The organism is Aureimonas sp. AU20 (assembly GCF_001442755.1).
In the GTDB taxonomy this organism is placed as follows: domain Bacteria; phylum Pseudomonadota; class Alphaproteobacteria; order Rhizobiales; family Rhizobiaceae; genus Aureimonas.
In genome coordinates, this window is the sequence record NZ_CP006367.1 from 1,806,944 (window position 1) to 1,830,799 (window position 23,856).

The following is a 23,856-nucleotide window of genomic DNA, read 5'->3' on the forward strand; positions in this document are numbered from 1 at the left end:
TGTCAGCGCGCTCCTCATCGCGCTTCTGGCAGGGTTCGTCGGAATGTTGGTGCTTCGCAGCAATCGCGACGCGGCGGACATCGCGACGGCCATGTTCGACCATGGCATCGATCCGCTCGACCGGCTCGAACAGGCGTCTCGCGCTTTGAACGATCTGGAGAAGCGCTTCGTCGACACGCCGACGGCCCTGACCCATTCCGGTGCACTGCAGAGCGATGACGGCGCGGCGCTTCTGACGGGGCTGACCGATATCGTCGGCAGCGTGCGCGGCGCCATCGGCTCGCTGCCCGACGGTGACCTGACCCACCAGCTCGACACGCTGCTCTACTCCATCAACCGCCTTCGCACCGCCGACGGCGATGTCACGCATCGCTTCGTCAAGCGAGAGCTGGCCGACATCGTGCGAGACGTGGAAGGCGCGATCAACGTGATCCGCAGGGATCTGATCGCGATGCGCGACTTGTCCCTGCGGGAGCGCCAGGCCATCGACCGAGCGGTGCTAGCCGGCGGCGCATCCGGCCTCGTCATCGGTCTCCTCCTTCTGGCTTATCTCTCCCGCAGCATTTCGCGCCCCATCCGAAACGCCGCGTCGGCGCTGCGCATGGTCGGCGGCGGCGCGATGGCGGGAAAAGGCGCTCTGCCGGGCGACATGATGGTGGATCTGGAAGCGGCCATCCGCTTCGTGGAAACGGTGATCGAGAACAAGGATCGTTCGTCCCGCCTGCAGAAGAACAGCTCGGCCGCCCATCTCCTGGCGACGGTCGAGCGCCAGCAGAAGCGCCTGCGCGTGGCGCTGGACGCCCTGCGCAAGCCGCTCTGCCTCGTGGACGACAAGGGCCGGCTGACGGACGCGAACCAAGAGTTTCTTCGCCTCTTCCCGGGCCTTCGGGCGGGAACGGCGGTGGCCTCCTGGTCCGAGCATCCGGGGCTGGCGGCGGCGCTGCTGGCCGGCACCGAAGACGAGGTCCTGGAACTGGAAGACGGGTCGAGCTGCCGGATTCGCTGCCATTCCAACCCGATCGACAATGGCATCATCGCCGTGTTCGACGAACTGGCCGGGGAAGAGAGCGCCCAGCGCGAGTTGGAACGGCTGACGCTGCAGGACTCCCTGACCGGCCTGCCCAATCGGGACGCCTTCTACAACGCGCTGCAAAAGGCGCTTCACACCGGAGCCGACCCGATCTCGGTCTTCGTGATCGACGTCGTGGCCTTCAAGAACATCAACACGACCCTGGGCCTGATCGCCGGCGACGACCTCCTGCGTCAGGTCGGCGAGCGCCTTCGCACCCTCGCCGGGCCGGACAGCATCACCGCGCGTCTGGCGGGCGACGAGTTCGGCCTCATCCTGCCCGGCGCCGGCGAGGCGATGGGGCCGGAGCGCTTCGGCCGTGGCATCGTGCAGGACTTCGCCCGGCGGCCGATCGCCGTGGCGGGGCGTCCGCTGACGATCCGTCTCGCCGTCGGCGTGGTTCCCGACATCGCCCCCGGCGGCGGCATGGATGCGCGCACCGTGATGCGGGACTGCGAGATCGCGCTGGAAACCGCCAAGAAGCGCAGCACTGACCCGTTCTGCGTCTATGCGCCGGAGATCCAGAAGGAGCACCAGCGGCGCCAGGATATGGAGCGCGATCTGCGCGAGGCGCTGACGCGGAGCGAGTTCGAGCTGCATTTCCAGCCCTTCGTGGACTCCAAGCGTCGGCGCGTGTCGGGCTTCGAGGCGCTGGTGCGCTGGAACTCGCCGACGCGCGGCCGCGTCTCGCCCGGCGTCTTCATTCCGATCATGGAGGAAACCGGGCTGATCGTCTCGCTCGGGCAGTTCGTGCTGCGCGACGCCTGCCGGCAGGCCGCCCGCTGGCCCGAGGGCTTAAGCCTGTCGATCAACCTTTCGCCCCGACAGTTCGACTCCGGCAACATCGTGGCCGACGTTCGCGACATCCTGGCGGAGACCAAGCTCGACCCCAAGCGTCTTCAATTGGAAGTGACGGAGTCGCTCTTCCTCTCCGACGCCGATAAGGTTCTGGACATTCTCAATGCGCTTCGTCGGATGGGAATCACGATCTCGATGGACGATTTCGGAACCGGCTATTCCTCGCTCGGCTATCTCAGCCGCTTCCCCTTCGACAAGATCAAGATCGACCAGTCCTTCGTGCGCGATCTCACGCGCCGGGAGAACATGGCGATCGTTCGCGCGGTTCTGGGCCTCGGCGCGTCCATGAAGCTTTCGGTCATCGCCGAGGGAGTCGAAACCGTGGAGCAGATGCGCGTTCTGGAGAGCGAAGGCTGCGAGGAGATGCAAGGCTATCTCTTCTCGCCCCCCCGCCCGGCGAGCGACCTTGCCAAGATCCTGGTGGAAGTTCGGGAGGGCTTCCAAGACGGTCGCTTCGGACCCTCCACGCCGCTGGACGCGCCCTCAGCCGCCCTGCGGGCCTGATTGCAAGGGCTGACGGCGAGGCCCTAACTCCTTGCCTCGGCGCGGGAAACGCCGTTGAGGACGATGGAGAGGATTGCCTCGGTTGTCTCGGTCAAGAAGTTGGGACTCTTGGCCCGATCGCCCAGAACCGCTTTGATTTGGGCCGCGAAATCGGCATAGTGCTGGGTGGTCGCCCAGATCAGGAAGATCAGATGCACGGGGTCGACGGTCGCGATCCGCCCCCGCTCCACCCAATGCGCGATCACCTCGGCCTTCGCCTCGACCAGCGCCCGCAGATCGGTCTCGAGGAAGGGGCGGATTACGGGCGCGCCGTTCAGCACTTCGTTGGCGAAGAGCCGCGAGGCCTCGGGCTGCTCGAAGGACATGCGCAGCTTAGCGCCGATATACTGGCGCAGCTCCGTTTCCGGGTCGCCGTCTCGCTCCAGCATACGCAAGGGCGCCAGCCATTCGGCAAGCGTGCGCTGGAGCAACGCCTCATAGATCTCCTCCTTGCGCCGGAAGTAGTAAAGCAGATTGGGCTTCGACATACCGGCGCGCTTGGCGATCTGGTCGATCGTCGTGCCGCGATAGCCATAGGTCGCGAAGATCGGGAGGGCGGCGGCCAGGATGGCCTCGCGATTGGCGGTCTGGATGCGTGTCGCCGGGCGTTCAGGGCGAAGCGGCTGATCCATGGTCAAGCCTTCCTTGCCTTATCTTTTTGCGCAGCGATGGCCTGCTCTCGAATCATGCAAATTCGCCTTGACCGTCTTCCGCCGAGCTTCTAGCCTCCCTTTTGACCATATAGTCAACAATCGGGAAACGGCTGATGTCGAGGCCTGCCTCGTCTGGCGGCGCCTCGGCGGAGCGGCGGGGATGTTGGGTCCGAACATCGCGCCTGGCAGCAAGCAGGGATCGTGGATCGTATGAGCCTTCTTTCCAATCTCCAGTGCAATAGCGACCGGCTGTGGACCACGCTGGAGGAGATGGCGAAGATCGGGCCGGGGATCGCCGGCGGCAACGATCGCCAAGCCCTGACCGATGCCGACGGCAAGGGGCGCCACCTCCTGGCCCATTGGGCGAAAGAGGCCGGCCTGACCCTGGCGGTCGATACGATGGGCAACATGTTCCTGCGCCGCGAGGGCGCCGAGCCCGATCTCGACCCCGTCTATATGGGCTCGCATCTCGACACGCAGCCGACGGGCGGGCGCTATGACGGCGTCTTGGGCGTGCTCGGAGCGCTGGAAGTCGCTCGCACGCTCGACGATCTCGGTATCCGAACCAAGCGGCCCTTGGTGATCGTGAACTGGACCAACGAGGAGGGAACGCGCTTCGCCCCGGCCATGCTGGCCTCCGGCGTGTTCGCCGGGCTGCATGACGAGGCCTGGGCCAAGAGCCGGGTGGATGCCAAGGGCAAGCGCTTCGGCGACGAACTGGCCCGCATCGGCTGGGAGGGCACGGAACCCGTCGGCGACCGCCGGATCCACGCCTTGTTCGAGCTGCATATCGAGCAGGGGCCGATCCTGGAGGACGAGGGCGTCCAGATCGGGGTGGTGACACACGGCCAGGGCCTGTTCTGGCTGGAGGTGACGCTGACCGGCCGGGAGAGCCACACCGGCTCGACGCCCATGCTCAAGCGCCGCAATGCCGGGCTGGGCCTCGCGCGCGTCACCGAACTCGTCCACGCAGCGGCCATGGCACGCCAGCCGGGCGCGGTGGGGGCGATCGGCCATATCGAGGTCTATCCCAACTCCCGCAACATCATCGCCGGCCGGGTCACCTTCACGGTCGACATCCGCTCGCCGGACAAGATGGTGCTCTACGCCATGCGCGAGGAGATCGAGGCGGGGATCGCGACGATCGCTTCCGACCTCGGCTTGGAGGCGAAGGTGGAGGAGGTCGGCCATTTCGACCCCGTCGTCTTCGACGAGGGCTGCGTCGAAGCCGTGCGCGCGGCGGCCGGCCGGCTCGGCTACAGCCACCGCGACATCGTCTCCGGCGCCGGCCACGACGCCTGCTGGATCAACCGCGTCGCGCCCACGGCCATGATCTTCTGCCCCTGCGAAGGCGGGCTCAGCCACAACGAGGCGGAGGCCATCACCAAGGACTGGGCCAAGCAGGGCGTCGACGTCTTGCTCGGCGCGGTGGTCGAAACCGCCGGAATCGCGGCCTAAGCCCAAAGAAACCCGGGAGTTCGAAGCATGAGCATCGCGATCAAGGGCGGCACGATCGTTACCGCCGATCTGACCTACCGCGCCGATCTTCTGGTGGAGGGTGGGCGCATCGCCGCGATCGGGCCGGACCTTTCGGGCGACGAGGTGATCGACGCCTCCGGCGCCTATGTCATGCCGGGTGGGATCGACCCTCACACCCATCTCGAAATGCCCTTCATGGGCACGCATTCCTCCGATGATTTCGACACGGGCACGGCCGCCGCTTTGGCCGGAGGCACGACCATGGTGGTCGATTTCTGTCTGCCCGCGCCGGGCCAGGGGCTGATCGACGCGCTGGGCGAGTGGCACCAGAAGGCCGGCAAGGCGCGGACCGATTATTCCTTCCACATGGCCATCACCTGGTGGGGCGAGGAGGTCTTCGCCGACATGCCGAAGGTGGTGGCGGAGGGCATCAACACGTTCAAGCACTTCATGGCCTACAAGGGCGCATTGATGGTGAACGACGACGAGATGTTCGCCTCCTTCTCGCGCTGCGCCGAGATCGGCGCCATGCCGCTGGTGCATGCGGAGAACGGCGACGTGGTGGCTTTTCTCCAGCAGAAGCTGCTGGGCGAGGGCAACAACGGGCCGGAGGCCCATGCTTACTCCCGCCCGCCGGAGGTGGAGGGCGAGGCGACCAATCGCGCCATCATGATCGCCGATCAGGCCGGCGTGCCTCTCTATGTCGTGCATGTGTCCTGCGAGGAGGCGCACGAGGCGATCCGCCGGGCGCGGGCCAAAGGCATGCGCGTCTTCGGCGAGCCGCTGATCCAGCACCTGACTCTCGACGAGAGCGAATACGCCCATCCCGACTGGGACTATGCCGCTCGCCGCGTCATGAGTCCGCCCTTCCGCAACCGAAAGCACCAGGATTCGCTCTGGGCGGGCCTTCAGTCCGGCTCGCTGCAGGTGGTCGCCACCGACCATTGCGCCTTCACCTCGGCGCAGAAGCGCTTCGGGCTTGGCGACTTCACCAAGATTCCGAACGGCACGGGCGGGTTGGAGGACAGGATGGCGGTGCTCTGGACGCGCGGCGTCAATACCGGGCGCCTGACGATGAACGAGTTCGTCGCCGCGACCTCCACCAACATCGCCAAGATTCTCAACATCTACCCGCGCAAGGGTACCATTCTGGTCGGCGCCGACGCCGATCTCGTGATCTGGGACCCGGCGGCAACCAAGACCGTCTCGGCCGCCGCACAGCATTCGGCGATCGACTACAACGTCTTCGAAGGCTTCGAGCTGACCGGCCTGCCGGCCGTCACGCTGTCGCGCGGGCAAATCGCCTATCGCAACGGCGAGATCCGCGCCGAGACGGGGGAGGGACGCTTCGTCCAGCGCCCCGCCAACGCGCCTGTTGCCAAGGCGCTTTCGACCTGGAAGGAACTCACCGCGCCGCGCAAGGTCGAGCGTTCCGGCATCCCCGCCGGCGTTTGAACCAGGGCGTTGGTGCAGAGGAGGCGAGGGCAACGGCCGCCCGCCTCCTAGCCGTCAGCTCCGCGAGGCTTCACCGCCAAGCTGCAGGCGCTCCGCGGCGAGGACATCGCGCCGGATTTCCGCCGCGCGCTCGCCCGCCGGCTTAGAGAAGCGGGCGAGAAGCAGGTAGGCGACGGGGGTCAGGAACAGGGTCGCGACCGTGGCGAGGCCGAGGCCGCCGACGATGACATAGCCCAGCGTCACGCGCGCTTCCGCGCCCGCGCCGGCCGAAAAGATCAGTGGCACACCGCCGACGATGGTGGCGATCATCGTCATCAGCACAGGGCGCAGGCGGATGATCGAGGCTTGCTCCACCGCCTCTCGAACCGAAAGGCCCGTTTCGCGAAGCTGATTGGCGAACTCCACGATGAGGATGCCGTTCTTGGCCATGATGCCGACGAGCAGCACCAGGCCGATCTGCGAATAGAGGTTCAGGCTCTCGCCGAAGAAGCCCATGGAATAGATCGCGCAGGCGACGCCGAAGGGCACGGTGGCGATGATGATGAGCGCCGACACGAAGCTTTCGAACTGCGCGGCGAGAACCAGGAACACCACGACGATGGCGAAGCCGAAGACCAGCGCCAGTCCGCTCGACGTCTCCTGCAAGGTCGCCGCTTCCGCCAGCGGCACCAGCCGCATGTCGTCCCCCAGCCGCTCGGCCGCGAAGGACTGGAGGTCCGCCCAGCCTTCGCCGATCGAATACCCAGGGCGAAGATCGGCCGAAAGCGCGACGGAACGCGACTGGTTTTCGCGTGCCAGCGAGGGCGCGATGGCCTCCTCCTTCACGGTCGCGATGGAGGACATGGGAATGAAGCGCCCGTCCGTGCTCCGGATGAAGATGTTGGCGAGGTCGGACGGGTCGTTGATCGGCTGCGCGGTGGAGATGATGTGGATCGGCACCGAGCGATCCTCGACATAGGTCGTGCCGATCTCGCGCCCGTCGAGCAGCGACTGCATGGCCGCCGACAGGGCGTTGATGTCGATGCCGAGATCGGAGGCCTTCTGCCGGTCGATGGCGACGGAAAGCTGCGGCTGGGTCGTGTCGAAGGCGAGTTGCACGCGGCCCCAGCGTCCGTCCTCGTTCATCGCCGCTTCCAGCGCCTCAGCCGTGTCGGAAAGGCCGGCATAGCTCGGTCCGGCCAGCGCGAACTGGAGGCCCCGGCCGCCGCCGCGAATGCCGAGCGAGTTCGGCTGGATGGCGCGCGCCTGAACGCCGGGAATGTCGCGGAAGGCGCGGTTGAGTTCGCTTGCGATCTCCTGCTGCGTGCGCTCGCGGGCGCCCCAGTCGGTCAGCGTCATCACCATGAAGGCGCCGTTGCCCGTGCCTGTGCCGATCCGGGCGTAGACGCTGGTGGCCTCGCCGCTCTCGACATAGCGCAGCACGATCTCCTCCACCTGCCGCATCTGCTCGTTGGTGTAGGCGAGGCTGGCGCTTTGGGGCGCGGAAATGCTCATAAGAACCGAGCCGCGATCTTCTGCGGGGGTCAACTGCTGCGGCAGGCCGGCGAAGACACCGATCGCGCCGACCGCGAAGACGATCGAGGCCGCCAGAACCGGCAGGGGATAGCCGAGGCAGAGGCGCAGGAGCTTGGCGTAGCCGGCCGCAAAGACGCCGCCGAGCCGCGTGACGCCACGCTTCAGCGGGCCGGCCTCCGGCTCCTTGTCGCTGAGCATCGAGGCGGCCAGCATGGGGCAGAGCGTCAGCGCGATGAAGGCTGAGAGCGTGACCGAGATCGCGAGCACGAAGCCGAACTCGCGAAACAGACCGCCCGCGACACCGGGCAGGAAGGAGATCGGGATGAAGACGGCGGCGAGCGTCGCCGTGGTGGAGACGACGGCGAAGAAGACCTCTCGCGTGCCGATGACCGCCGCCGCGCGCACGCTCATGCCGAGATCGCGCTGGCGGATGATGTTTTCCAGAACGATGATGGCGTCGTCCACCACCATGCCCGTCGCCAGAACCAGCGCCAGAAGGGTGATGATGTTGACGGAGAAGCCAACGAGATAGATGCCCGCGACGACGCCGATCAAGGCGATCGGAATGGTGAGCGTTGGGATCAGCGTCGCTCGCGCGTTCATCAGGAAGGCGTAGATGACGCCGACCACGATGATGATGGCGAGGATCAGCGTCAGCTCGACCTCGTGCAGCGAGCCGTTGATGAAGGTCGCCTCGTCCGACGTGACGACGATGCGCGTGCCCTCCGGCAGGCTGGCGTTGAGCTCCGCCACGGCGGCGCGCACGCCTTCGGAAATCGCGATGGTGGACGAGCCGGCCTGGCGCACGACGTCGAGGCCGATGCCGGTCTGGCCGTTGACGCGCAGGAGCGAGGCCGCCTCGTCCGGCCCGAAGCGCACAGTCGCGACATCGCGCAGCCGCGTGTTGGGATTGAGGAGGACGGCGCCGAATTCCTCGGGCGTCGTCAGGCTGGCGCTGGCGCGCACCACGAGATTCTGCGTCGGCGATTCCAGCGAGCCGGCCGGTTGGTCGAAGGAGGCATTGGCGAGCGCGGTGGAGACGTCGGCCAGCGTCAGGCCGCGCGTCGCCAGATCGTCCGGCCTTATATCGATATAGACGAGCTTCTCGCGATCGCCCGACGGATCGACATTGGCGACGCCTTCGACGGCGGCCACCCGGTCCGCGATCCGGTCGTTCACCAGCGTGGTCAGGTCCTCGATCTTCAGCGTCGAGGAAAGAACGGCAAGGCGCATGATCGCGTCGGCATCGGCGTCCGCCTTGACGATGCGCGCCTCGTCCGCATCGTCGGGCAGCGAGTTGGCGATGCCGGCCACCGCGTCTCGCACGTCGCTCGCCGCCACGTTGAGGTCGGTGGAGTCGGTGAACTCGATGGTGACGCGGCTCTGGCCGAAGCGCGAGGAGGAGGAGATCGAGGCGATGCCCGGCACGCGGGCGACGGCGCTTTCGATCTCGTCCGTCAACTGGCGATCCACCACTTCGGGCGAGGCGCCCTCGAAGCTGGTGGAAACGGTGATGACGGGCCGGTCCACATTGGGCAGTTCGCGGATTTCCACCGCGTTGAAGGCCGCAAGCCCGGCGACGATCAGGAGAAGATTCAGGACGATGGTTAGAACGGGGCGACGGACGAACAGGGAGGTGAGCGCGGTGAGCCCGTCGATACGTCCTTCCCCACCCTTGTCCGGCGCGCCGCTCATCGGGCAAGCTCCGCCCGGCGTCCGTTCGCCGGATCGGCGGCGGCGGAGGGAACGGGCGCGGGCGCGTCTGTGGCGTCGGCCGGGACGGGCGCCTGCACCGGTTCGCGCACCCGCACGTTCAAGCCCTCGCGCAGCTGCTGTAGACCCTCGCGCACCACGGGTTCGTTGGCCTTCAGCGTATCGGAGGCGACGAGGATGCGGTCCACATTGCGCTCGATGATGCCGACGGGCTTCTTCACCGCCTTGCCGGCCTCGACGGTCCAGACATATGACCCCGCGCGCTCCCACTGGATGGCGAGCGGATCGACCGAGACATAGGTCTGGCCGGGAAATTCCATGGAAATGCCGAAGGACATGCCGGGGCGAAGAAGATCCTCCGCATTGTCCACCACCGCTTCGGCGCGCAAGGTGCGGCTGGCCTCGTCGATGCGGCTGTCCAGCGCCGTCAGACGGCCCTGGAAGACGCGGCCCGTCCGCGTGGTCGGCTCGGCCGTCACGGTTTGGCCGATCGCCAATTCCGCCGCATAGGCTTCCGGCACGTTGAAGAGGATCTTCAGCTGCGAGCGGTCGTCCACCACCGCGATCTGGGTGGAGCTGTCCACGAGGTCGCCGATGTCGAGATCGAGAAGACCGACTCGGCCGGCGATCGGCGAGGTCACGTCGCGCTTGCGCAGCGCGATCTCGGCGGTCTGAAGGTCGAGCGCGGCGGCGTCCCGCGCGCGGGCCACCTCGTCGAGCTGTACGGCCGTGATGGCGGCGCCGGCCGAAAGCGACTGGTAGCGCTTGAGCTGGTCTTCGGCGGCGGTCAGCGCCAGCTTGGCCCGGTCCACCGCCACGCGCTCGGCGTCGTTCTGCAGCACGGCCAGTGTCGCGCCGGCCTTCACCACCTCGCCCGAGGCAAAGCCGATGCCCGCGACGATGCCCGTCGCATCGGCCCGGATGGCGACGGACCGAACGGCTTCGCCCGTGCCAAGCGCCCGTAGCCTGTCTCGCGTCACCGCCGGCAGAGCGGGGTCCACCACCACGAGCGGCGCGGCCTGATTGCCGTCCCGTCCGGCCGGAGTTGCGCCCACCTTCTCGGCATCTTCGGGGGACAGACGCGCGATTAGCTCCTTCGCCTGCTGCGGAAGGGGGAGGCCGCTTTCCAGAACCAACCGGCCGGGAAGCGGCGACAGCATCATCCAGACCCCCAGTGCCACCAGGAGAACGAGGACCGTGACGACGATCTGCCGGAGAAAAGCCATGTCTGCCTTTGTCGGATCGGGAGCGGCGGATAGGGCCACTCTTCGCGGGGAACCTAGGGGAGGAAGCCCCAGGCCATGTCATAATTTTTGGTAAGGCTGGCTTAATGGGATGTGAATGGAATGGCAGAACGGCGAAAGGCCCGCGTGTTCGCGGGCCTTTCCCTTGTCAGGCCGGCTCCTCACGAAGCCGACACGCTTTCGTTACTGAGCCTGAGTGGTGGCCGGAATGTCGCCCGGGTTGGCGACACGCATGGAGTCGCGGTTCTGGGCGTAGCTGTCGCGCTTGTATTCCGGCGCGTTGCGCAGCTGATCCTGCGTGAACTGCGTGGTCAGCGTCACGCGGCCGCTGGAGTCGCGCAGGAACTGCAGATTGTCCATCGCGACCGCCACCGGCTTGGCGCCGATGCCGAGGAAGCCGCCGACATCCACGATCACCGCATCGACCTGACCCTGCGGGGTCAGAGCGAGATCGCCGATCGAGCCGATCGTCTGATTGTCCGGCCCGTAGACCGTGGTGCCCATCAGATTGTCGGCCGAAAGTTCGGCGCCGGTGATCGGCGAGCCGTTCGCCATGGGCTGCGTGCCGCCGGTCGAGGCCGTGGACGTGGCATCGGTCGTGTCGGTGGCCATGCCGGTCGTCGCCGTGCCCGCAGCCATTCCGGCCGTACCTGCCGCTGTGCCGGCTGCCATGCCCGTGGTGCCTGTCGTCACGCCGGTCGTCGCCGTGGTGTTGGCCGCCATCTCGCTCGGCTTTTCATCGGCGAAGGAAGGAGCGTTCTTCAACTGATCCTTGGTCGCCGCCAGCATGGCATGCGGCTCGTTGTTCTCGCCGCGCGTCATCGAGATATTGTCGAAGGGAACGCCGACATCCTTTTGGCCGATGCCGAGGAAGCCGCCGACGCCGACCACGAAACCATCGACCCGGCCCGCCGAGGAGACGATCAGGTTGTTGATATCACCGATGCGCTCGGAGCTGGTGTTCGCGCCGGCATAGACATTGTCGCCCACGAGGTTGGAAGCGAGATAGTCCTCAGCACCCAGCGTCGCGAGGTAGCCGCCTTCAGCCGAAGCGGTCGCCATTCCGGTGGTGGCCGGCTGGGTCGTGCTGGCGGCCATATCGGTCTGCGGGGCTATGGCGCCGGTCGTCGCCGTACCAGCGGCCGTGGTGCCGGAGGCCATCGTGCCGGTTGCGTCCGGCGTGGCGGTGGTCGCCATACCCGGCGCGGTGGCCGTAGCCGTCGTGCCCGTGCCCATCGCCGCGTTGGTCTCGGCCGGTGTGGTGAAAACCGGGGCCGAGGTCAGCTGCTCGCGCGAGGCGGTCAGCACGGCGCGGGGCTCGTTGTTCGCGCCCATCGTCCAATTGATCTGATTGAAGGGCACGGCGATCGTCTTGGACTGGTCGCCAAGATAGGCGCCGGTGTCGATCACCACAGCCTTCACCGTGCCGTCGGCGGCGACGATCAGGTTCTCGATCTCGCCGGCTTCGTCGGAATTGGCGTCCGCCGAGGCGTAGACATTCATGTCCATGAAATCGTCGGCAAGATACTGGTTCTCGCCCAGACGCTCGATGTAGGCGATGTCGGCGGTCGAGGCGGCGTCAGTCGGAGCAGCAGCAGTGGTGCCGGACATGGCGCCTGTGCCTGCACCCTGGGTCGTCATTGCGGGCTCGGTGGCGGTCGTCGGGGCGGCGCTCTGGGCGAAGGCGCCGGTGGCGAGGACCGTTGCGAGGGCGGTTGTCGCGAGGAGCTTGCGAACCATTCGAGTTCTCCCTTTAAGAAATGTCCCCATGCGGGGAAGATCCGGCGCCGCGAACCGCGTCGCCTTTCGAGGGGGTTAACCGCAAGGGAATGCCCGGGTTCCGACACGGGGCGAAAACGCCTTCGTGACGAGCACCCCTTGCATCGTTCACGCGAAGGCGATCACGCCGAAGAAGAGAAGCAAGAGAAAGCCGATCAGCACGATCAGGATCAGCACCTTGGCAATGCCGGCGGAGGCGCCCGCGACGCCCCGAAAGCCGAGGAGACTCGCGATCGCGGCAACGACCAGAAGAATGACGATCCATTCAAGCATGGAAAGGGCCTTTCCCTTTTGTGAGCGCCGCGCCTGCCGCGGTTCAGTCACTTCAAACGGCCTGCTCCCGGCGGGAGTTCCCCGGCTCGCGGCCACGTATCCGCCCGCTCTCCTGCTTTCGTGAGGGCGCCCCATATGAGGGCTCGAAACCGGCTCAAGCAGCGAGGCCTATCGGCGTCATGAAGGTTCATGCCCTCCTCAACCGTGGCGGCGGGACGCTGCGGACCCTGGATCTCGACATCCTCAGCGCCTTGATCTGCGACGAGTTCCGCATGCACGGCCACGAGATCGAGGTGGATCTTCTTTCTGGCGAGGAGCTGATCGGCAGCATCCGCGAGCATTCTGAGCGCAGCGATCTCGACGTGCTGATGGTGGGCGGGGGAGACGGAACGGTGTCCGCAGCGGCGGCGGCCGTCGCCCATTCGCCGGTCGCGCTCGGCGTGCTCCCGGCGGGCACGATGAACCTCTTCGCGCGCTCGCTGCAAATCCCGCTCGAACTCGAACAGGCCATTCGCGCCCTGTCGACGGGGCGGATCGTCGAGGTGGATATCGCCAGCGTCAACGACGAGTTCTTCATCCACCAGTTCGCCGTCGGCCTCCATGCCCGTATGGTGCGCACGCGCGACAAGATCGACTATGGCTCGAAGGTCGGAAAGATGTGGGCCAGCGTCAAGGCGGTGGTCTCGGCCGTTCGCAGCCTGCCGCTAGTGGATCTCGAAATAGAGATCGACGGCAAGCGTGAATCCATCCGCACCCCGGCGGTCGCCATCTCCAACAATCTTTATGGCGACGGCCATATGCCCTTCGCGGACGATCCGCAGGCTGGCCGGCTCGGCATCTACCTCATGCGCTCGCACGACCGGGCGGCCATGCTCAAGATGACCATGGACATGATGCGCGGAGCCTGGAAGGCGAACAAGGACCTGACGGTCACCGAGGCTGACTCGATCCGCATCGTCTATGGCGGTCGCAAGACCCATAGCCGCGCCGTGATGGATGGCGAGCTCAAGAATCTCGACCGCGTCTCCGACGTCACGATCCATCGCCGGGGGCTGAAAGTGCTTGTGCCGGAAAGCGCGACGATCGATTGAACCGAAAACCCCTCGCACCGTCCTTTGACGACGGTGCGAGGGGCGGAAGGTCTTATGGCGGCGGTGCGTTACCGGACTTCGTTGTCGAAATCGTCCGGCGCCCGGGCATCGCTGCGGCTGTCCGGGTCCATGCCGACCGATTCCAGCGTCCCATAGGCATGGCCGCCTTCGGCCAGCATGGTAATGGCGTCGCGGATTTGCATCTCGATCGGCTCGAACTCGCTGCCCCTGTCGATGTCGGAGCGATCTTCGAACTGCCCAGCAAGAGCTGCAAGACGAGACTGCTTCTCCTCGATCGTCATGGCGGGATTGTTCAAGATGTCGTCGATCTCGTCCTGCGTGACCGGCTGGGCGATGCCCGGGGTATCGTCGTCGGCCCCGACTTCAGTGGTCTGTCCGGTCAGGCTGCGGTCGAAGCGTTGCGTGTCGCTCATGATGCGTCTCCCATTCTCTTGGGTCAAACGCCGGACGGGGAGGGTGGTTGCGCCCCACATGGGCAACAGAGCGAGGACACGAAAAACCCGGCCGAAGCGCGAAGGCTGGCCGGGTCGGGTTCGTCGAGTCGAAAATTGAGTCTACTGCTGGCCGGACGTGCCGGACGCCTGACCCGTGTTGCTGTTGGACTGCGACGGTGTGACGGTCGTGCCGCTGCTCGGGGTCGGCGTGGCGGGAGCCGAACTGACGCCGGAATTGGCGGCGCCGCCGATATTTTGATCCGGCAGCGCGCTGCCATAGATGCCAAGTCCCGCGAAGACGATCAGGGCCAGCGCAAGTCCGCCCAGAAGAACGTAAAGAACCGGGCGACCGGACCGACCCTGGCGGGCCTTATTTGTGTTGAGCTCCGCCATCATCCACTCCTGTGATCGGGCCATATGAGCGGTCAATTCCTGGACGCGCAAAACGATCCATGAGCGAACCGGAATTCCGACATACAAAAGGGTGAGGCGCGTTTGGCGTCTCACCCTTTCAACGGATCGATCCTGGTCCGTCGCCGTCCCGGTCAGTCGTGGTCGCGGTACCCTCGAAGAGCCATGAACAGGCCCCAGACCGAGGCGAGCCCGACTGGCACGAGGAGAAGGCCCTTGCGCCGACGCAGCATCCTGAAGATCAACGGCAGGTTGGACACGGCCGCGACGCTGGCGATCGAGGCGACGTCCCGCTGCACCCGGTCACGCGCGCGCTGGCGAGGGGGCCGGCGGGCCACCATCAGCACGACATACATGATGGCGACGCCTATCAGGCACACGACGCCGAAACCGATGGACGTCTGAACGTGGCCGTAGCGGAACGCGAGCCATGTGAAGAGCGCGTTGAGTAGGAAGGCGATCGCGGCAAGACCCAAAAGGGCCATGACGATGTAGAGGACCAGCGCCGTGCGAAGGCGCGCGATATAGATCGACGCCTCGCCGGTGAAGACTTTGGTGATGAGCTGACCGAGCATTGATCAGTTTTTGAAGAGACGCGCGTAGAGATAGCCGACGGCGGCGGCGATCAGAACGCTCTTGATCGGCTCGGCGCGCACGCGCTCGCTGACCTGCTCCTCGAACTCGCCGGCGGTTTCCTGCGCATGGCGGAAATAGCGCTCGCCCCGGTCGCGAACTTCGTCGCGCAGCGCGAAGGCCTGCGAACGCGCGTCGTCGGCGCGACCACCGGCGATCGTCTTCAGCGTCTCCACCACCTGGGCCACGTCCTCGCGCAGCTTGGCGACCTGAGACTCCAGATCACCTTCCGCCTGACGCGTCTCGGAATCGTTGGACTGGGAGAAATCGGAAGGCGTGCTGTCGGACATGGAGAACTCCTTGAATAGGCTGGTCGAGATCGACGGAACGATAGAGGGCCATCGCTCTCCAATGGCCAGTCTTTAGAATGGTGGTCCGAACGGGTTGTTCCCTTGTGCAGTGCAAAAACCTGCGTCGCGGGAAACGGGACCCTAAAACACGGCATGCGTATCAAGCCGCCGGCGCGACGCCGATGATTTGGGAAGAAATCGAGTCCGGCCCGAACTCGCCGTCCCCCTCGATGCCGAGAAGATCGGACATGCGGGTACGGGCGCGCGACACGCGACTCTTGATCGTGCCGACCGCGCATTTGCAAATCTCGGCCGCTTCCTCGTAGGAAAAGCCAGAGGCGCCGATCAGGATCAGCGCTTCGCGCTGGTCGTCCGGCAGTTGGTCCAGCGCTTTGCGGAAGTCCTGCAGGTCGAGATGGCCTTGCTGCTCGGGATGACCCGCAAGCTGCATGGCATGAATGCCGTCCACGTCTTGGACCTCGCGGCCCTTCTTGCGCATCTGCGTATAGAACTCGTTGCGAAGGATCGTGAAAAGCCAAGCCTTGAGATTGGTGCCCGGCTGGAACGTGTGCTGCTTGTCCCACGCCTTGACCAGCGTTTCCTGCACGAGATCGTCGGCGCGGTCGAACGAGCCGGCCAGCGAGGCGGCGAAGGCGCGCAGGTTGGGAATGATGGCGATCAATTCACGGCGGAAGTCCGGCTCCTGTGCCATAGAGAATCAACCCTGCTTCGGGGTTTTGGTGGCGGATTCGGCAGCATCCAAGGCGTCGAGAAGCGACAGGAACCGATCCGGCACCGGCTCGCTCGCCACATCGTCGTAATAGGCCTTGAGGCGCTTGCCGATGGCCGAACTCGAGCCGAGATCGGTCGAGCCGCCAGGCGCGGGCATAGTGTCCGGCTGCGGCTGCGCACCCTCTCTGTTGTCGCGATCTTCCATTCGTTCCTGTACCCTTGTCATGCTCGTCTGGGCCGCCGCCTTCACGTCGTCATGTCAGGTACATGTGGGAGTGTCCCTCTTTCTCAAGTCCGGTGCGCGGATAGGCGTCAAATATTCTGGAGGCGCACTGGCGCTTCCCGATCCATGCCTTAACTAGACCGAAGCTGCGGGTTGCCGATCGGGTTCCACCGAACCGTCGATTGCGCCTATCTTCGATTACGCGGAGAGGGCAGTCAGATCCGCCGGCCCCAGGGCCGGTTCATAGAGTTACGAGGGGAATTCCATGTCGATGTCCTCGCGCATAGCGCCGCACATTCCTTACCTCCGGCGGTACGCTCGCGCGCTCAGCGGTTCGCAGACGTCCGGCGATGCCTATGTTGCCGCCGTTTTGGAGGCGTTGATCGCGGAACCGAGCCTGTTCGACACGCAGGAAAGCCCCCGCATCTCGCTCTACAAGCTGTTCTCGTCGCTTTGGCAGTCCGTTGAGGTGAACGTGCGCGAGGACGCGCCGGTTTCAGCCTGGGAAGAAAAAGCCTCGCGCAATCTGCGCGGCATCTCTCCCCTGCCGCGTCAGGCCTTCCTCTTGGTGGCAGTCGAAGGCTTCACCACCGAAGAGGCTGCAACGATCCTCGGCGTCGGCGACAGCGACTTCTCCGAGCTGATCGATCAGGCCAGTTCCGATATCGGCCGTCAGGTGTCCACCAATATTATGATCATCGAGGACGAGCCTCTGATCGCGATGGATATCGAACAGATGGTGGAAAGCCTTGGCCATGGCGTGACGGGCATCGCCCGCACCCACAAGGAAGCCATCACTCTGTTCGAGCAGCAGAAGCCGGGCATGGTCCTGGCCGACATCCAGCTCGCCGACGGTTCGTCCGGCATCGACGCCGTCAACGAGATCCTGTCCAAGGTCTCGGTGCCGGTGATCTTCATCACCGCCTTCCCCGAGCGCCTGCTCACGGGCGAGCGGCCGGAGCCGACATTCCTCGTCACGAAGCCGTTCAATCCCGACATGGTCAAGGCGCTCATCAGCCAGGCTCTGTTCTTCGAGACCGAGCGCGAGGCGGCCTGAGCCTTTAGGGCAAAAGCCAATCGAACCATCATCGAAGCGAACGTTTCGCGATGGTTCGAGTTCATGCTTCGCGGACCGGCGTCCGGTCCGCGAGTGGTGGCGATGGTAAGGGTGAGGTCTTGTGTCATGGTGGCGAGGCCGGAACGTTTGAGCGAGACGCGAGAGCGCTTGCTGTCTGCGGGGTGTGGCCCCGCGATAGGGCGAGGCCGTCGGGACGATCGAGGCAGGCGACGGGACGATCGAGGCAGGCGAGGCGGCGGGAAAGTCGAATCGTGTGCCTCGCAACATCTCTCGACAGTCCATGTTTGGGCCGGCAGTCCATCCTCGGCGGCTTCGCGGGGCGTCCCGCTTCCGCCCCATGAGGATTTCCGCAAGTTTGGTGATGTAGTCTCCGCAGTGGGTCCGGCGCTTGGGTCCACGGGAAAGAGCGACGCAAGATGGTAGCCTACAAGGCGCTGAAAGCACTGGCGAACACGGAAATGGCCCTGTTCGCCCAGGACCTGGACTTGCGCTACCTCTGGCTTTTCAACGCCGAAAGCTCCTGGCTCGCCACGGCGCACAACGGCGACACGGACTACGACTTCATGCCCGGCACAGCGGCGGAGAAGTCCGTTTCGATCAAGCAGGATATTCTGCGGACCCAAACGCCCGCGCGCTTCGAACTGCCGATTTTGAGCGGGGAGGCGATCCGTTGGTTCGACATTCGCGTCGATGTGGATCGCAACGATGCCGGTGAAGTCATCGGCATCATCGGCACTTCGCTCGAGATCACCGAGCAGAAGCGGCGCGAGGAGACGTTGAAGACCCTGCTTCGCGAGGTCTCGCACCGCTCCAAGAATCTTCTCGCGATCATCCAGAGCCTGGCAAGCCAGACGGCGCGCCATTCTTTGACCGTGCCCGAATTTCTCGTGCGCTTTCGCGGCCGCATCCAGTCTCTTTCTTCTTCGCAGGATATCGTGACCGATACGGACTGGCGCGGGGCCGATCTCTTCGGCCTTATCACCCTGCAGGTCGAGCGCTATGCGCCGGACGGGATGGAGCAGATCCAGTTCGAAGGCGTCGATGTCTATCTCTCGCCGACCGCCGCGCTGCATGTCGGATTGGCCCTGCACGAGCTCGCGGTGAATGCGGCCTCCTATGGGTCGCTCTCGGTGCCGGGCGGCCGCGTCGCCATCCGCTCCCGATTGGAGTCGCGCAGCGGCTTGCCGCAGCTGGTGCTGGAATGGGCGGAGTCGAAAGGCCCACGCGTGCGCGTCGATCACGACCCGCGTTTTGGAACGTCGACGTTGGAGCGGATTGTGCCCAATAGCGTCGGGGGCGAGGCTGAACTCGATTATCAGCCGGACGGTCTGCAATACCGCCTTCGCATCCCATCCAACCAGTTCGAGGTAATTTAGCAACTTGGGGATCGGCGATTGCCGAATACGCCCTCGCGGCGGAACCGGGGCGCTGCGAAACGGTTAACTTGGCGAAAGGAATTTCGCCATGGAACAGATCGCTGCCGTCCTCCTTCTCGTCGGCTGCAATGCCGAGCTTTCCACCTGCCGCGAAATTCCCCTTCCCCAACCTGTCCAAGTCAGCATTGCTTCATGCGAAGCGGCCCGGCCGCTCGCGGTGCGGCTTGCCGGGGCCGGTGAGAGCAAGCTGTTTTCGACCTGCGTGCCGATGGATTCCGCGAAAGCGCAGCAATCCGTGTCGCTGGCCTGGGCGCTGACACGGGGTGGGCAACTGACCGTCGAACTCGGCGATTCCCCCAATCTCGTCGCCACGCGCTGACGAACTGGACTCGCCGGGGGAGGTTCGGGTGCTATAACGGCATCTGGGACGTTTGAATGGAGAAGGCTTTCCTATGAAGTCCATGATTCTCGCCGCCGTTGCGGCTAGCACTTTGGCCCTGAGCGGCTGCCAGTCGGTGGATCGCAACGTCGCGATTCCGGCCGGCATCGGTGCGCTCGGCGGCGCGGCGGTGGGTGCAGGCATCACCGGCAACGCACGCGGCGCGCTGATCGGCGCGGCAGTGGGCGGCGCAGGCGGCGCCTTGATCGGCGCGGCCACCAACCGTCCCGGCCAGTGCGTGTATCGCGACGGTCGCGGTCAGCGCTACTACGCCGACTGCCCGAACGGCTACTGATATCCAGTACCAGTGACTTCGGGAGGCCGTCGCCCATCGCGGCGGCCTCGTCTCGTTCGAGGGGCCGACATGATCCGATCCGAAGCCCGTGCCGGCTGTGGCTCTCGACTCCGACGCCTCGGCTTGTCCGCAGCGGCGTTGACAGGGCTGCTCGCCCTCGGTGGCTGCCAGTCCGATGTTCTGCCGGCTGTGTTCGGGCTTGGGGAAGGAGGCATCGCCGGCTACTCGCCGGGCACCCTGCCGGAGATCGTCGCCCATGACGGTGACAAGCTGCTTGGCCAGTCCGCCAGCGAAACGGGTCGCTGCATCTACGAGAACGCCGTGGGCCGACGCTTCCGCGCTGATTGCCCGCAGGGCTACAAGCCCTGATCGCCTGAGCCGTTCTCTCTCAGGTTGAATCCTGCGTTGCGCGGGCCAGCGTGACGAAGGCATCACGATAGCCGGACGCCGTCTCGACCGGCAGCGCAAACTCCAGCCTTACGACATCGTCGCCTAGCTGCACCTCGAACCCGAGCGGATCGAGCGCGACGATCCGCCATGCCTCTCCCGCGACGCCGCGCTGGTGGTGGATCATCGCCTGAAGGCTGTCTGCGTGGTCCGCGTTCATGTGGTCGATCACAGCTCGTTCGCGCGACAGAAGATCGGCCGGCACCTCGCGGTAGAGATCAGTGCGCTCCATCCGATAGGCGCGGGCGAAACCGCCATTCAAAAGCGCGCTGCGAATGCGCAAGCGATAGAACCCGAAATCCGCGAAATCCGAATAGAGCGCAGCCTTCGGGTGGCGGGCGAGATAACGCGCGCGGGCGGCCGCGTGGTCCATCGCCTCGGGCCTGATCCGTAAGACCTCGCCTCGAAGGGTGAGGCGCGGCTGCGCCAGCGGATCGCCCTTGCCGACCGAACCCAGAAGGATGGAGGCGGCAGGATGGGCGCCAAGGGCCTTCGTATGGTCCGACAGATCGGACAGAAGCATCAGCATGTCGCCGCCGGCCTCGCGCGCCACGCCGATCCGCGTCGCAAGCGGCAACCCGTCCGCCGCATCCAGCGTGGCAAGCGCGCCGGTCCGAGCCTCCGCCGCGAGCCTTCGCGCCATGGCGCGCGCCTCATCGTCGGCGGTGAGATAGGGCTCGGTCGCCCGCGCCTCGCGTTCTGGAGTCCCGGTCATTTTCCCCTCGCTCGGCCCGTATGGCCTCCCCAATCGGGAGAGAATGAACTATCTCAACGGCAAAGGAAGCGGAACGGCGCAGAGCCGCTCACCCCCGACGGAGTTTCCATGTCCGACGCCCTGAAGACCGACATTCTCGACGTCCTGCGCTTGATCCCGGTGCCGGATGGGGGAGAGGACGTGGTGACGCGCGGCATGGTGTCAGAGATCTTCGTCGCCGACCGGAAGGCCTTCTTCTCCTTGAGCGTCGCGGCCAGCGAGGCGGAGCGCTTCGAGGGCTTCCGGCAGGAAGCCGAGCGTCGCGTCACCGAGATCGAAGGGATCGACACGGCGATGATCGCGCTGACGGCCGAACGCAAGGGCGCGGGCATCGCCGCACGCCCGGCGCCCGCGGCCCGACCGCAACCGACAGCGCCGCAGCCCCGTCATCATCCGCGCCCGCGCCCTGGTGGTGCCGCGATGCCCGCGCCTCCCGCTCCGCCGCGCCCGGTGCGGCCCGACATTCCCGGCATCCGCCGCATCATCGCGGTGGCGAGCGGAAAGGGCGGCGTCGGCAAGTCCACCACGGCGGTCAATCTGGCGCTGGCCTTCTCGGCACTGGGCATGAAGGTCGGTCTGCTCGACGCCGACATCTACGGCCCCTCCGTGCCGCGTCTCCTGCACCTGTCTGGCAAGCCGGAAACGCGCAACGGGCGGACCATGGTGCCGTTGGAGGCCTATGGGCTGAAAGCTATGTCGATGGGCTTCCTCGTGGAGGAGGAGACGCCGATGATCTGGCGCGGCCCGATGGTCATGTCGGCGCTGACGCAGATGCTGCGCGAGGTCGATTGGGGCGAGCTCGACATGCTGGTTGTCGACATGCCGCCCGGCACGGGCGACGCGCAGCTGACCATGGCGCAGTCCGTGCCGCTGGCCGGCGCGGTCATTGTCTCGACGCCGCAGGATCTCGCGCTCATCGACGCGCGAAAGGGCCTGGCCATGTTCCGCAAGGTCGAGGTGCCCGTGCTCGGCATCGTCGAGAACATGAGCTACTTCGTCGCCCCCGACACGGGCCGGCGCTACGACATTTTCGGCCATGGCGGCGCGAAGGCGGAAGCCGAACGCCTCGGCGTGCCGTTCCTGGGCGAGGTTCCGTTGGAGATGGCGATTCGCGAAAGCTCCGATGCCGGGTGCCCGGTGGTGGCCGGTGAGCCGGACGGGCCGCATGCGCAGGTCTATCGCGACATCGCCGCGCGCGTCCTGGCCTCGATCGAGGGCGTTTCGGCGTCGGTCCCGCAGGCGCCCACGATAGTTTTTGAGTGAATGGTCAAATTGTGACCTTGCACATAAATTGATTTGCGGTCTCCATGCCGTCTTCCGGTGGCAATGCTGCCACCTCGACGTTCATGGGAGAACGCACTGATGAAACTGGCGAAGAAGCTGTTGGCCGCGACAGCGATCGTTCTTGCGCTCGGTTCGGCCGCTTCGGCCAAGACCTTCGTCTTCTGTTCGGAAGGCTCGCCCGAGGGCTTCGACCCCGGCCTCTACACTGCCGGTCAGACCTTCGACGCCTCGGCCCATCCGGTCTACAACCGCTTGGCCGAATTCAAGAAGGGCACGACCGAGACCGAGCCGGGCCTCGCCGAGAGCTGGGAAGTCTCGCCCGACGGCCTGCAGTACACGTTCAAGCTGCGCCCGGGCGTCAAGTTCCATTCGAACGACACGTTCACGCCGACGCGCGACCTGAACGCCGACGACGTCGTGTTCTCGTTCGACCGCCAGGGCAACAAGAGCAATCCTTGGAATCAGTATGTTCCCGGCGCGTCCTGGGAATACTACACGTCCATGTCGATGCCCGACTTCGTGAAGTCGATCGAGAAGGTGGACGATCTGACCGTCCGCTTCACGCTGAACCAGCCCTACGCGCCGTTCATCGCCAACATCGCCATGCCCTTCGCGTCGATCGTCTCGAAGGAATATGCCGACAAGCTGGCAGAGACCGGCAACCAGGCGCAGTTCAACCAGGCGCCGATCGGCACCGGTCCGTTCCGCTTCGTCGCCTACCAGCCGGACGCGGTGATCCGCTACCAGGCCTTCGCCGACTATTGGGGCGGCAAGCAGCCGATCGACGATCTCATCTTCGCCATCACCAAGGACGCTTCGGTTCGCCAGCAGCGCCTTCTGGCGAACGAATGCCAGCTGATGGCCTATCCCAACCCGGCCGACGTGCCGGCGCTCCAGGCCAATTCCGAGCTGACGGTCTCCGAGCAGGAAGGCCTCAACATCGGCTATCTCGCCTACAACACCAAGCAGGCGCCCTTCGACAAGCCGGAAGTCCGCCGCGCGCTGAACATGGCGATCAACAAGGACGCCATCATCGAGGCCGTCTACCAGGGTGCCGGCCAGAAGGCGACGTCGCCGATCCCGCCGACCATGTGGAGCTACGACGACTCGCTGAAGGACGACGCCTACGATCCGGAAGGCGCCAAGAAGGCTCTGGAAGCGGCCGGCGTGAAGGATCTTTCGATGAAGATCTGGGCCATGCCCGTGTCGCGCCCCTACAACCCGAACGCCTCGCGCATGGCCGAACTCATGCAGTCCGACCTCGCCAAGATCGGTGTGAAGATCGAGATCGTCACCTACGAGTGGGGCGAGTATCTCAAGCGCGCCGCCGACGTGAACCATGACGGCGCCATCCTGCTCGGCTGGACCGGCGACAATGGCGATCCCGACAACTTCCTCGCCACACTGCTCAGCTGCGACTCCGTCGGCACGTCGAGCAACGCTGCGGCCTTCTGCAACGAGGAGTACGAGAAGCTGGTGCAGGCTGCCAAGCGCGCTCCCAAGCAGGAAGACCGCGCCAAGCTCTACGAGCAGGCGCAGGTCGTCTTCAAGCAGCAGGCGCCCTGGGCCACGATCGCCAACTCGGTGGTCTATGTCCCGATGCGCTCCAACGTCACGGGTTTCGTGCAGAGCCCGCTCGGCGACTACACGTTCGACGGCGTCGATCTGAAGGACTAAGCGCGATTCACCGCGCGGGAGGGAAGGGGCGGCAGAAGCCGCCCCTTTTCCTTTTGGTCAAAAGTCTGTTTTATGCCGCCGATTCAAACC

The 23,856-nt window shown here is 65.6% G+C and carries 23 protein-coding genes; 11 read left to right on the forward strand and 12 right to left on the reverse strand.

Annotated features, from left to right (window positions below; all coding sequences use genetic code 11):
* The first annotated feature begins 43 nt into the window (after positions 1–43).
* A complete protein-coding gene (locus M673_RS07930) occupies positions 44–2,431 on the forward strand; it encodes a putative bifunctional diguanylate cyclase/phosphodiesterase (protein WP_148639995.1) in 2,388 nt (795 codons plus the stop codon).
* Positions 2,432–2,454: 23 nt separating this feature from the next.
* On the opposite strand, the gene M673_RS07935 is transcribed toward M673_RS07930, so the two are convergent.
* A complete protein-coding gene (locus tag M673_RS07935) occupies positions 2,455–3,102 on the reverse strand; it encodes a TetR family transcriptional regulator C-terminal domain-containing protein (RefSeq protein ID WP_061975120.1) in 648 nt (215 codons plus the stop codon).
* 231 nt (positions 3,103–3,333) lie between these two features.
* On the opposite strand from M673_RS07935, the gene M673_RS07940 reads away from it, so the two are divergent.
* Positions 3,334–4,581, forward strand: coding sequence for a Zn-dependent hydrolase (locus M673_RS07940; protein WP_061975122.1), 1,248 nt, complete (start codon positions 3,334–3,336; stop codon positions 4,579–4,581).
* Positions 4,582–4,608: 27 nt separating this feature from the next.
* Positions 4,609–6,057 carry a dihydropyrimidinase gene (gene hydA, locus M673_RS07945; protein ID WP_061975124.1) on the forward strand — a complete coding sequence of 483 codons (1,449 nt, stop codon included), beginning with the start codon at positions 4,609–4,611 and terminating at the stop codon, positions 6,055–6,057.
* A 54-nt stretch (positions 6,058–6,111) separates the two neighbouring features.
* Here the strand turns inward: hydA and M673_RS07950 are convergent, their stop codons facing one another.
* The 4 genes from M673_RS07950 to M673_RS23595 all read right to left on the reverse strand — a co-directional run bounded on the left by M673_RS07950 (position 6,112) and on the right by M673_RS23595 (position 12,581).
* Complete coding sequence (locus M673_RS07950; protein WP_061975126.1) at positions 6,112–9,267, reverse strand: efflux RND transporter permease subunit; 3,156 nt, start codon at positions 9,265–9,267, stop codon at positions 6,112–6,114.
* Positions 9,264–10,511: an efflux RND transporter periplasmic adaptor subunit gene (locus tag M673_RS07955; protein WP_061975129.1), complete on the reverse strand. Its 1,248-nt coding sequence runs from the start codon at positions 10,509–10,511 to the stop codon at positions 9,264–9,266. The genes M673_RS07950 and M673_RS07955 overlap by 4 nt, the downstream gene beginning before the upstream one ends.
* Before the next feature lie 201 nt (positions 10,512–10,712).
* Entirely contained in the window at positions 10,713–12,269 is a 1,557-nt protein-coding gene (locus M673_RS07960) for a PRC-barrel domain-containing protein (protein ID WP_061975131.1), read from the reverse strand.
* Positions 12,270–12,416: 147 nt separating this feature from the next.
* Positions 12,417–12,581 (reverse strand): DUF1328 domain-containing protein, encoded by a 165-nt coding sequence (locus M673_RS23595; RefSeq protein WP_082639232.1) that lies wholly within the window; start codon positions 12,579–12,581, stop codon positions 12,417–12,419.
* Between the two features lie 179 nt (positions 12,582–12,760).
* On the opposite strand from M673_RS23595, the gene M673_RS07965 reads away from it, so the two are divergent.
* Complete coding sequence (locus tag M673_RS07965) at positions 12,761–13,672, forward strand: diacylglycerol/lipid kinase family protein (protein ID WP_061975133.1); 912 nt, start codon at positions 12,761–12,763, stop codon at positions 13,670–13,672.
* A gap of 68 nt (positions 13,673–13,740) precedes the next feature.
* Here M673_RS07965 and M673_RS07970 read toward each other — a convergent pair whose 3' ends face one another.
* From M673_RS07970 to M673_RS07995, 6 genes are all read right to left on the reverse strand, one after another.
* On the reverse strand, positions 13,741–14,106 hold the full coding sequence (locus tag M673_RS07970; RefSeq protein ID WP_061975135.1) for a hypothetical protein: 366 nt from the start codon (positions 14,104–14,106) through the stop codon (positions 13,741–13,743).
* A gap of 141 nt (positions 14,107–14,247) precedes the next feature.
* The gene (locus M673_RS07975) at positions 14,248–14,544 is read right to left on the reverse strand and encodes a hypothetical protein (RefSeq protein WP_148639997.1); all 297 of its coding nucleotides are present in this window, start codon (positions 14,542–14,544) and stop codon (positions 14,248–14,250) included.
* A gap of 128 nt (positions 14,545–14,672) precedes the next feature.
* Positions 14,673–15,113: a hypothetical protein gene (locus M673_RS07980; RefSeq protein WP_061975140.1), complete on the reverse strand. Its 441-nt coding sequence runs from the start codon at positions 15,111–15,113 to the stop codon at positions 14,673–14,675.
* 3 nt (positions 15,114–15,116) lie between these two features.
* Positions 15,117–15,461 carry a DUF883 family protein gene (locus tag M673_RS07985; protein ID WP_061975141.1) on the reverse strand — a complete coding sequence of 115 codons (345 nt, stop codon included), beginning with the start codon at positions 15,459–15,461 and terminating at the stop codon, positions 15,117–15,119.
* 160 nt (positions 15,462–15,621) lie between these two features.
* On the reverse strand, positions 15,622–16,173 hold the full coding sequence (locus M673_RS07990) for a sigma-70 family RNA polymerase sigma factor (protein WP_061975143.1): 552 nt from the start codon (positions 16,171–16,173) through the stop codon (positions 15,622–15,624).
* Positions 16,174–16,179: 6 nt separating this feature from the next.
* Entirely contained in the window at positions 16,180–16,398 is a 219-nt protein-coding gene (locus tag M673_RS07995) for a NepR family anti-sigma factor (RefSeq protein WP_061975145.1), read from the reverse strand.
* Positions 16,399–16,681: 283 nt separating this feature from the next.
* Between M673_RS07995 and M673_RS08000 the strand changes: the two genes are divergently transcribed.
* The 5 genes from M673_RS08000 (at position 16,682) to M673_RS24110 (ending at position 19,973) form a co-directional block, all read left to right on the forward strand.
* Positions 16,682–17,473, forward strand: a complete 792-nt coding sequence (locus M673_RS08000) for a response regulator (protein ID WP_061975147.1) — start codon at positions 16,682–16,684, stop codon at positions 17,471–17,473.
* Between the two features lie 437 nt (positions 17,474–17,910).
* Positions 17,911–18,870, forward strand: a complete 960-nt coding sequence (locus M673_RS08005) for a sensor histidine kinase (protein ID WP_061975149.1) — start codon at positions 17,911–17,913, stop codon at positions 18,868–18,870.
* Between the two features lie 88 nt (positions 18,871–18,958).
* Positions 18,959–19,249 carry a hypothetical protein gene (locus M673_RS08010; protein WP_061975151.1) on the forward strand — a complete coding sequence of 97 codons (291 nt, stop codon included), beginning with the start codon at positions 18,959–18,961 and terminating at the stop codon, positions 19,247–19,249.
* Between the two features lie 73 nt (positions 19,250–19,322).
* Positions 19,323–19,604 carry a glycine zipper domain-containing protein gene (locus tag M673_RS08015; protein WP_061975154.1) on the forward strand — a complete coding sequence of 94 codons (282 nt, stop codon included), beginning with the start codon at positions 19,323–19,325 and terminating at the stop codon, positions 19,602–19,604.
* A 69-nt stretch (positions 19,605–19,673) separates the two neighbouring features.
* The gene (locus M673_RS24110; protein ID WP_148639998.1) at positions 19,674–19,973 is read left to right on the forward strand and encodes a hypothetical protein; all 300 of its coding nucleotides are present in this window, start codon (positions 19,674–19,676) and stop codon (positions 19,971–19,973) included.
* A 19-nt stretch (positions 19,974–19,992) separates the two neighbouring features.
* Here M673_RS24110 and M673_RS08025 read toward each other — a convergent pair whose 3' ends face one another.
* Complete coding sequence (locus tag M673_RS08025) at positions 19,993–20,766, reverse strand: HugZ family pyridoxamine 5'-phosphate oxidase (RefSeq protein ID WP_061975157.1); 774 nt, start codon at positions 20,764–20,766, stop codon at positions 19,993–19,995.
* Between the two features lie 108 nt (positions 20,767–20,874).
* On the opposite strand from M673_RS08025, the gene M673_RS08030 reads away from it, so the two are divergent.
* On the forward strand, positions 20,875–22,068 hold the full coding sequence (locus M673_RS08030; RefSeq protein ID WP_061975159.1) for an Mrp/NBP35 family ATP-binding protein: 1,194 nt from the start codon (positions 20,875–20,877) through the stop codon (positions 22,066–22,068).
* Positions 22,069–22,167: 99 nt separating this feature from the next.
* Positions 22,168–23,766 (forward strand): ABC transporter substrate-binding protein, encoded by a 1,599-nt coding sequence (locus M673_RS08035; protein WP_061975161.1) that lies wholly within the window; start codon positions 22,168–22,170, stop codon positions 23,764–23,766.
* The last annotated feature ends 90 nt before the right edge of the window (positions 23,767–23,856 follow it).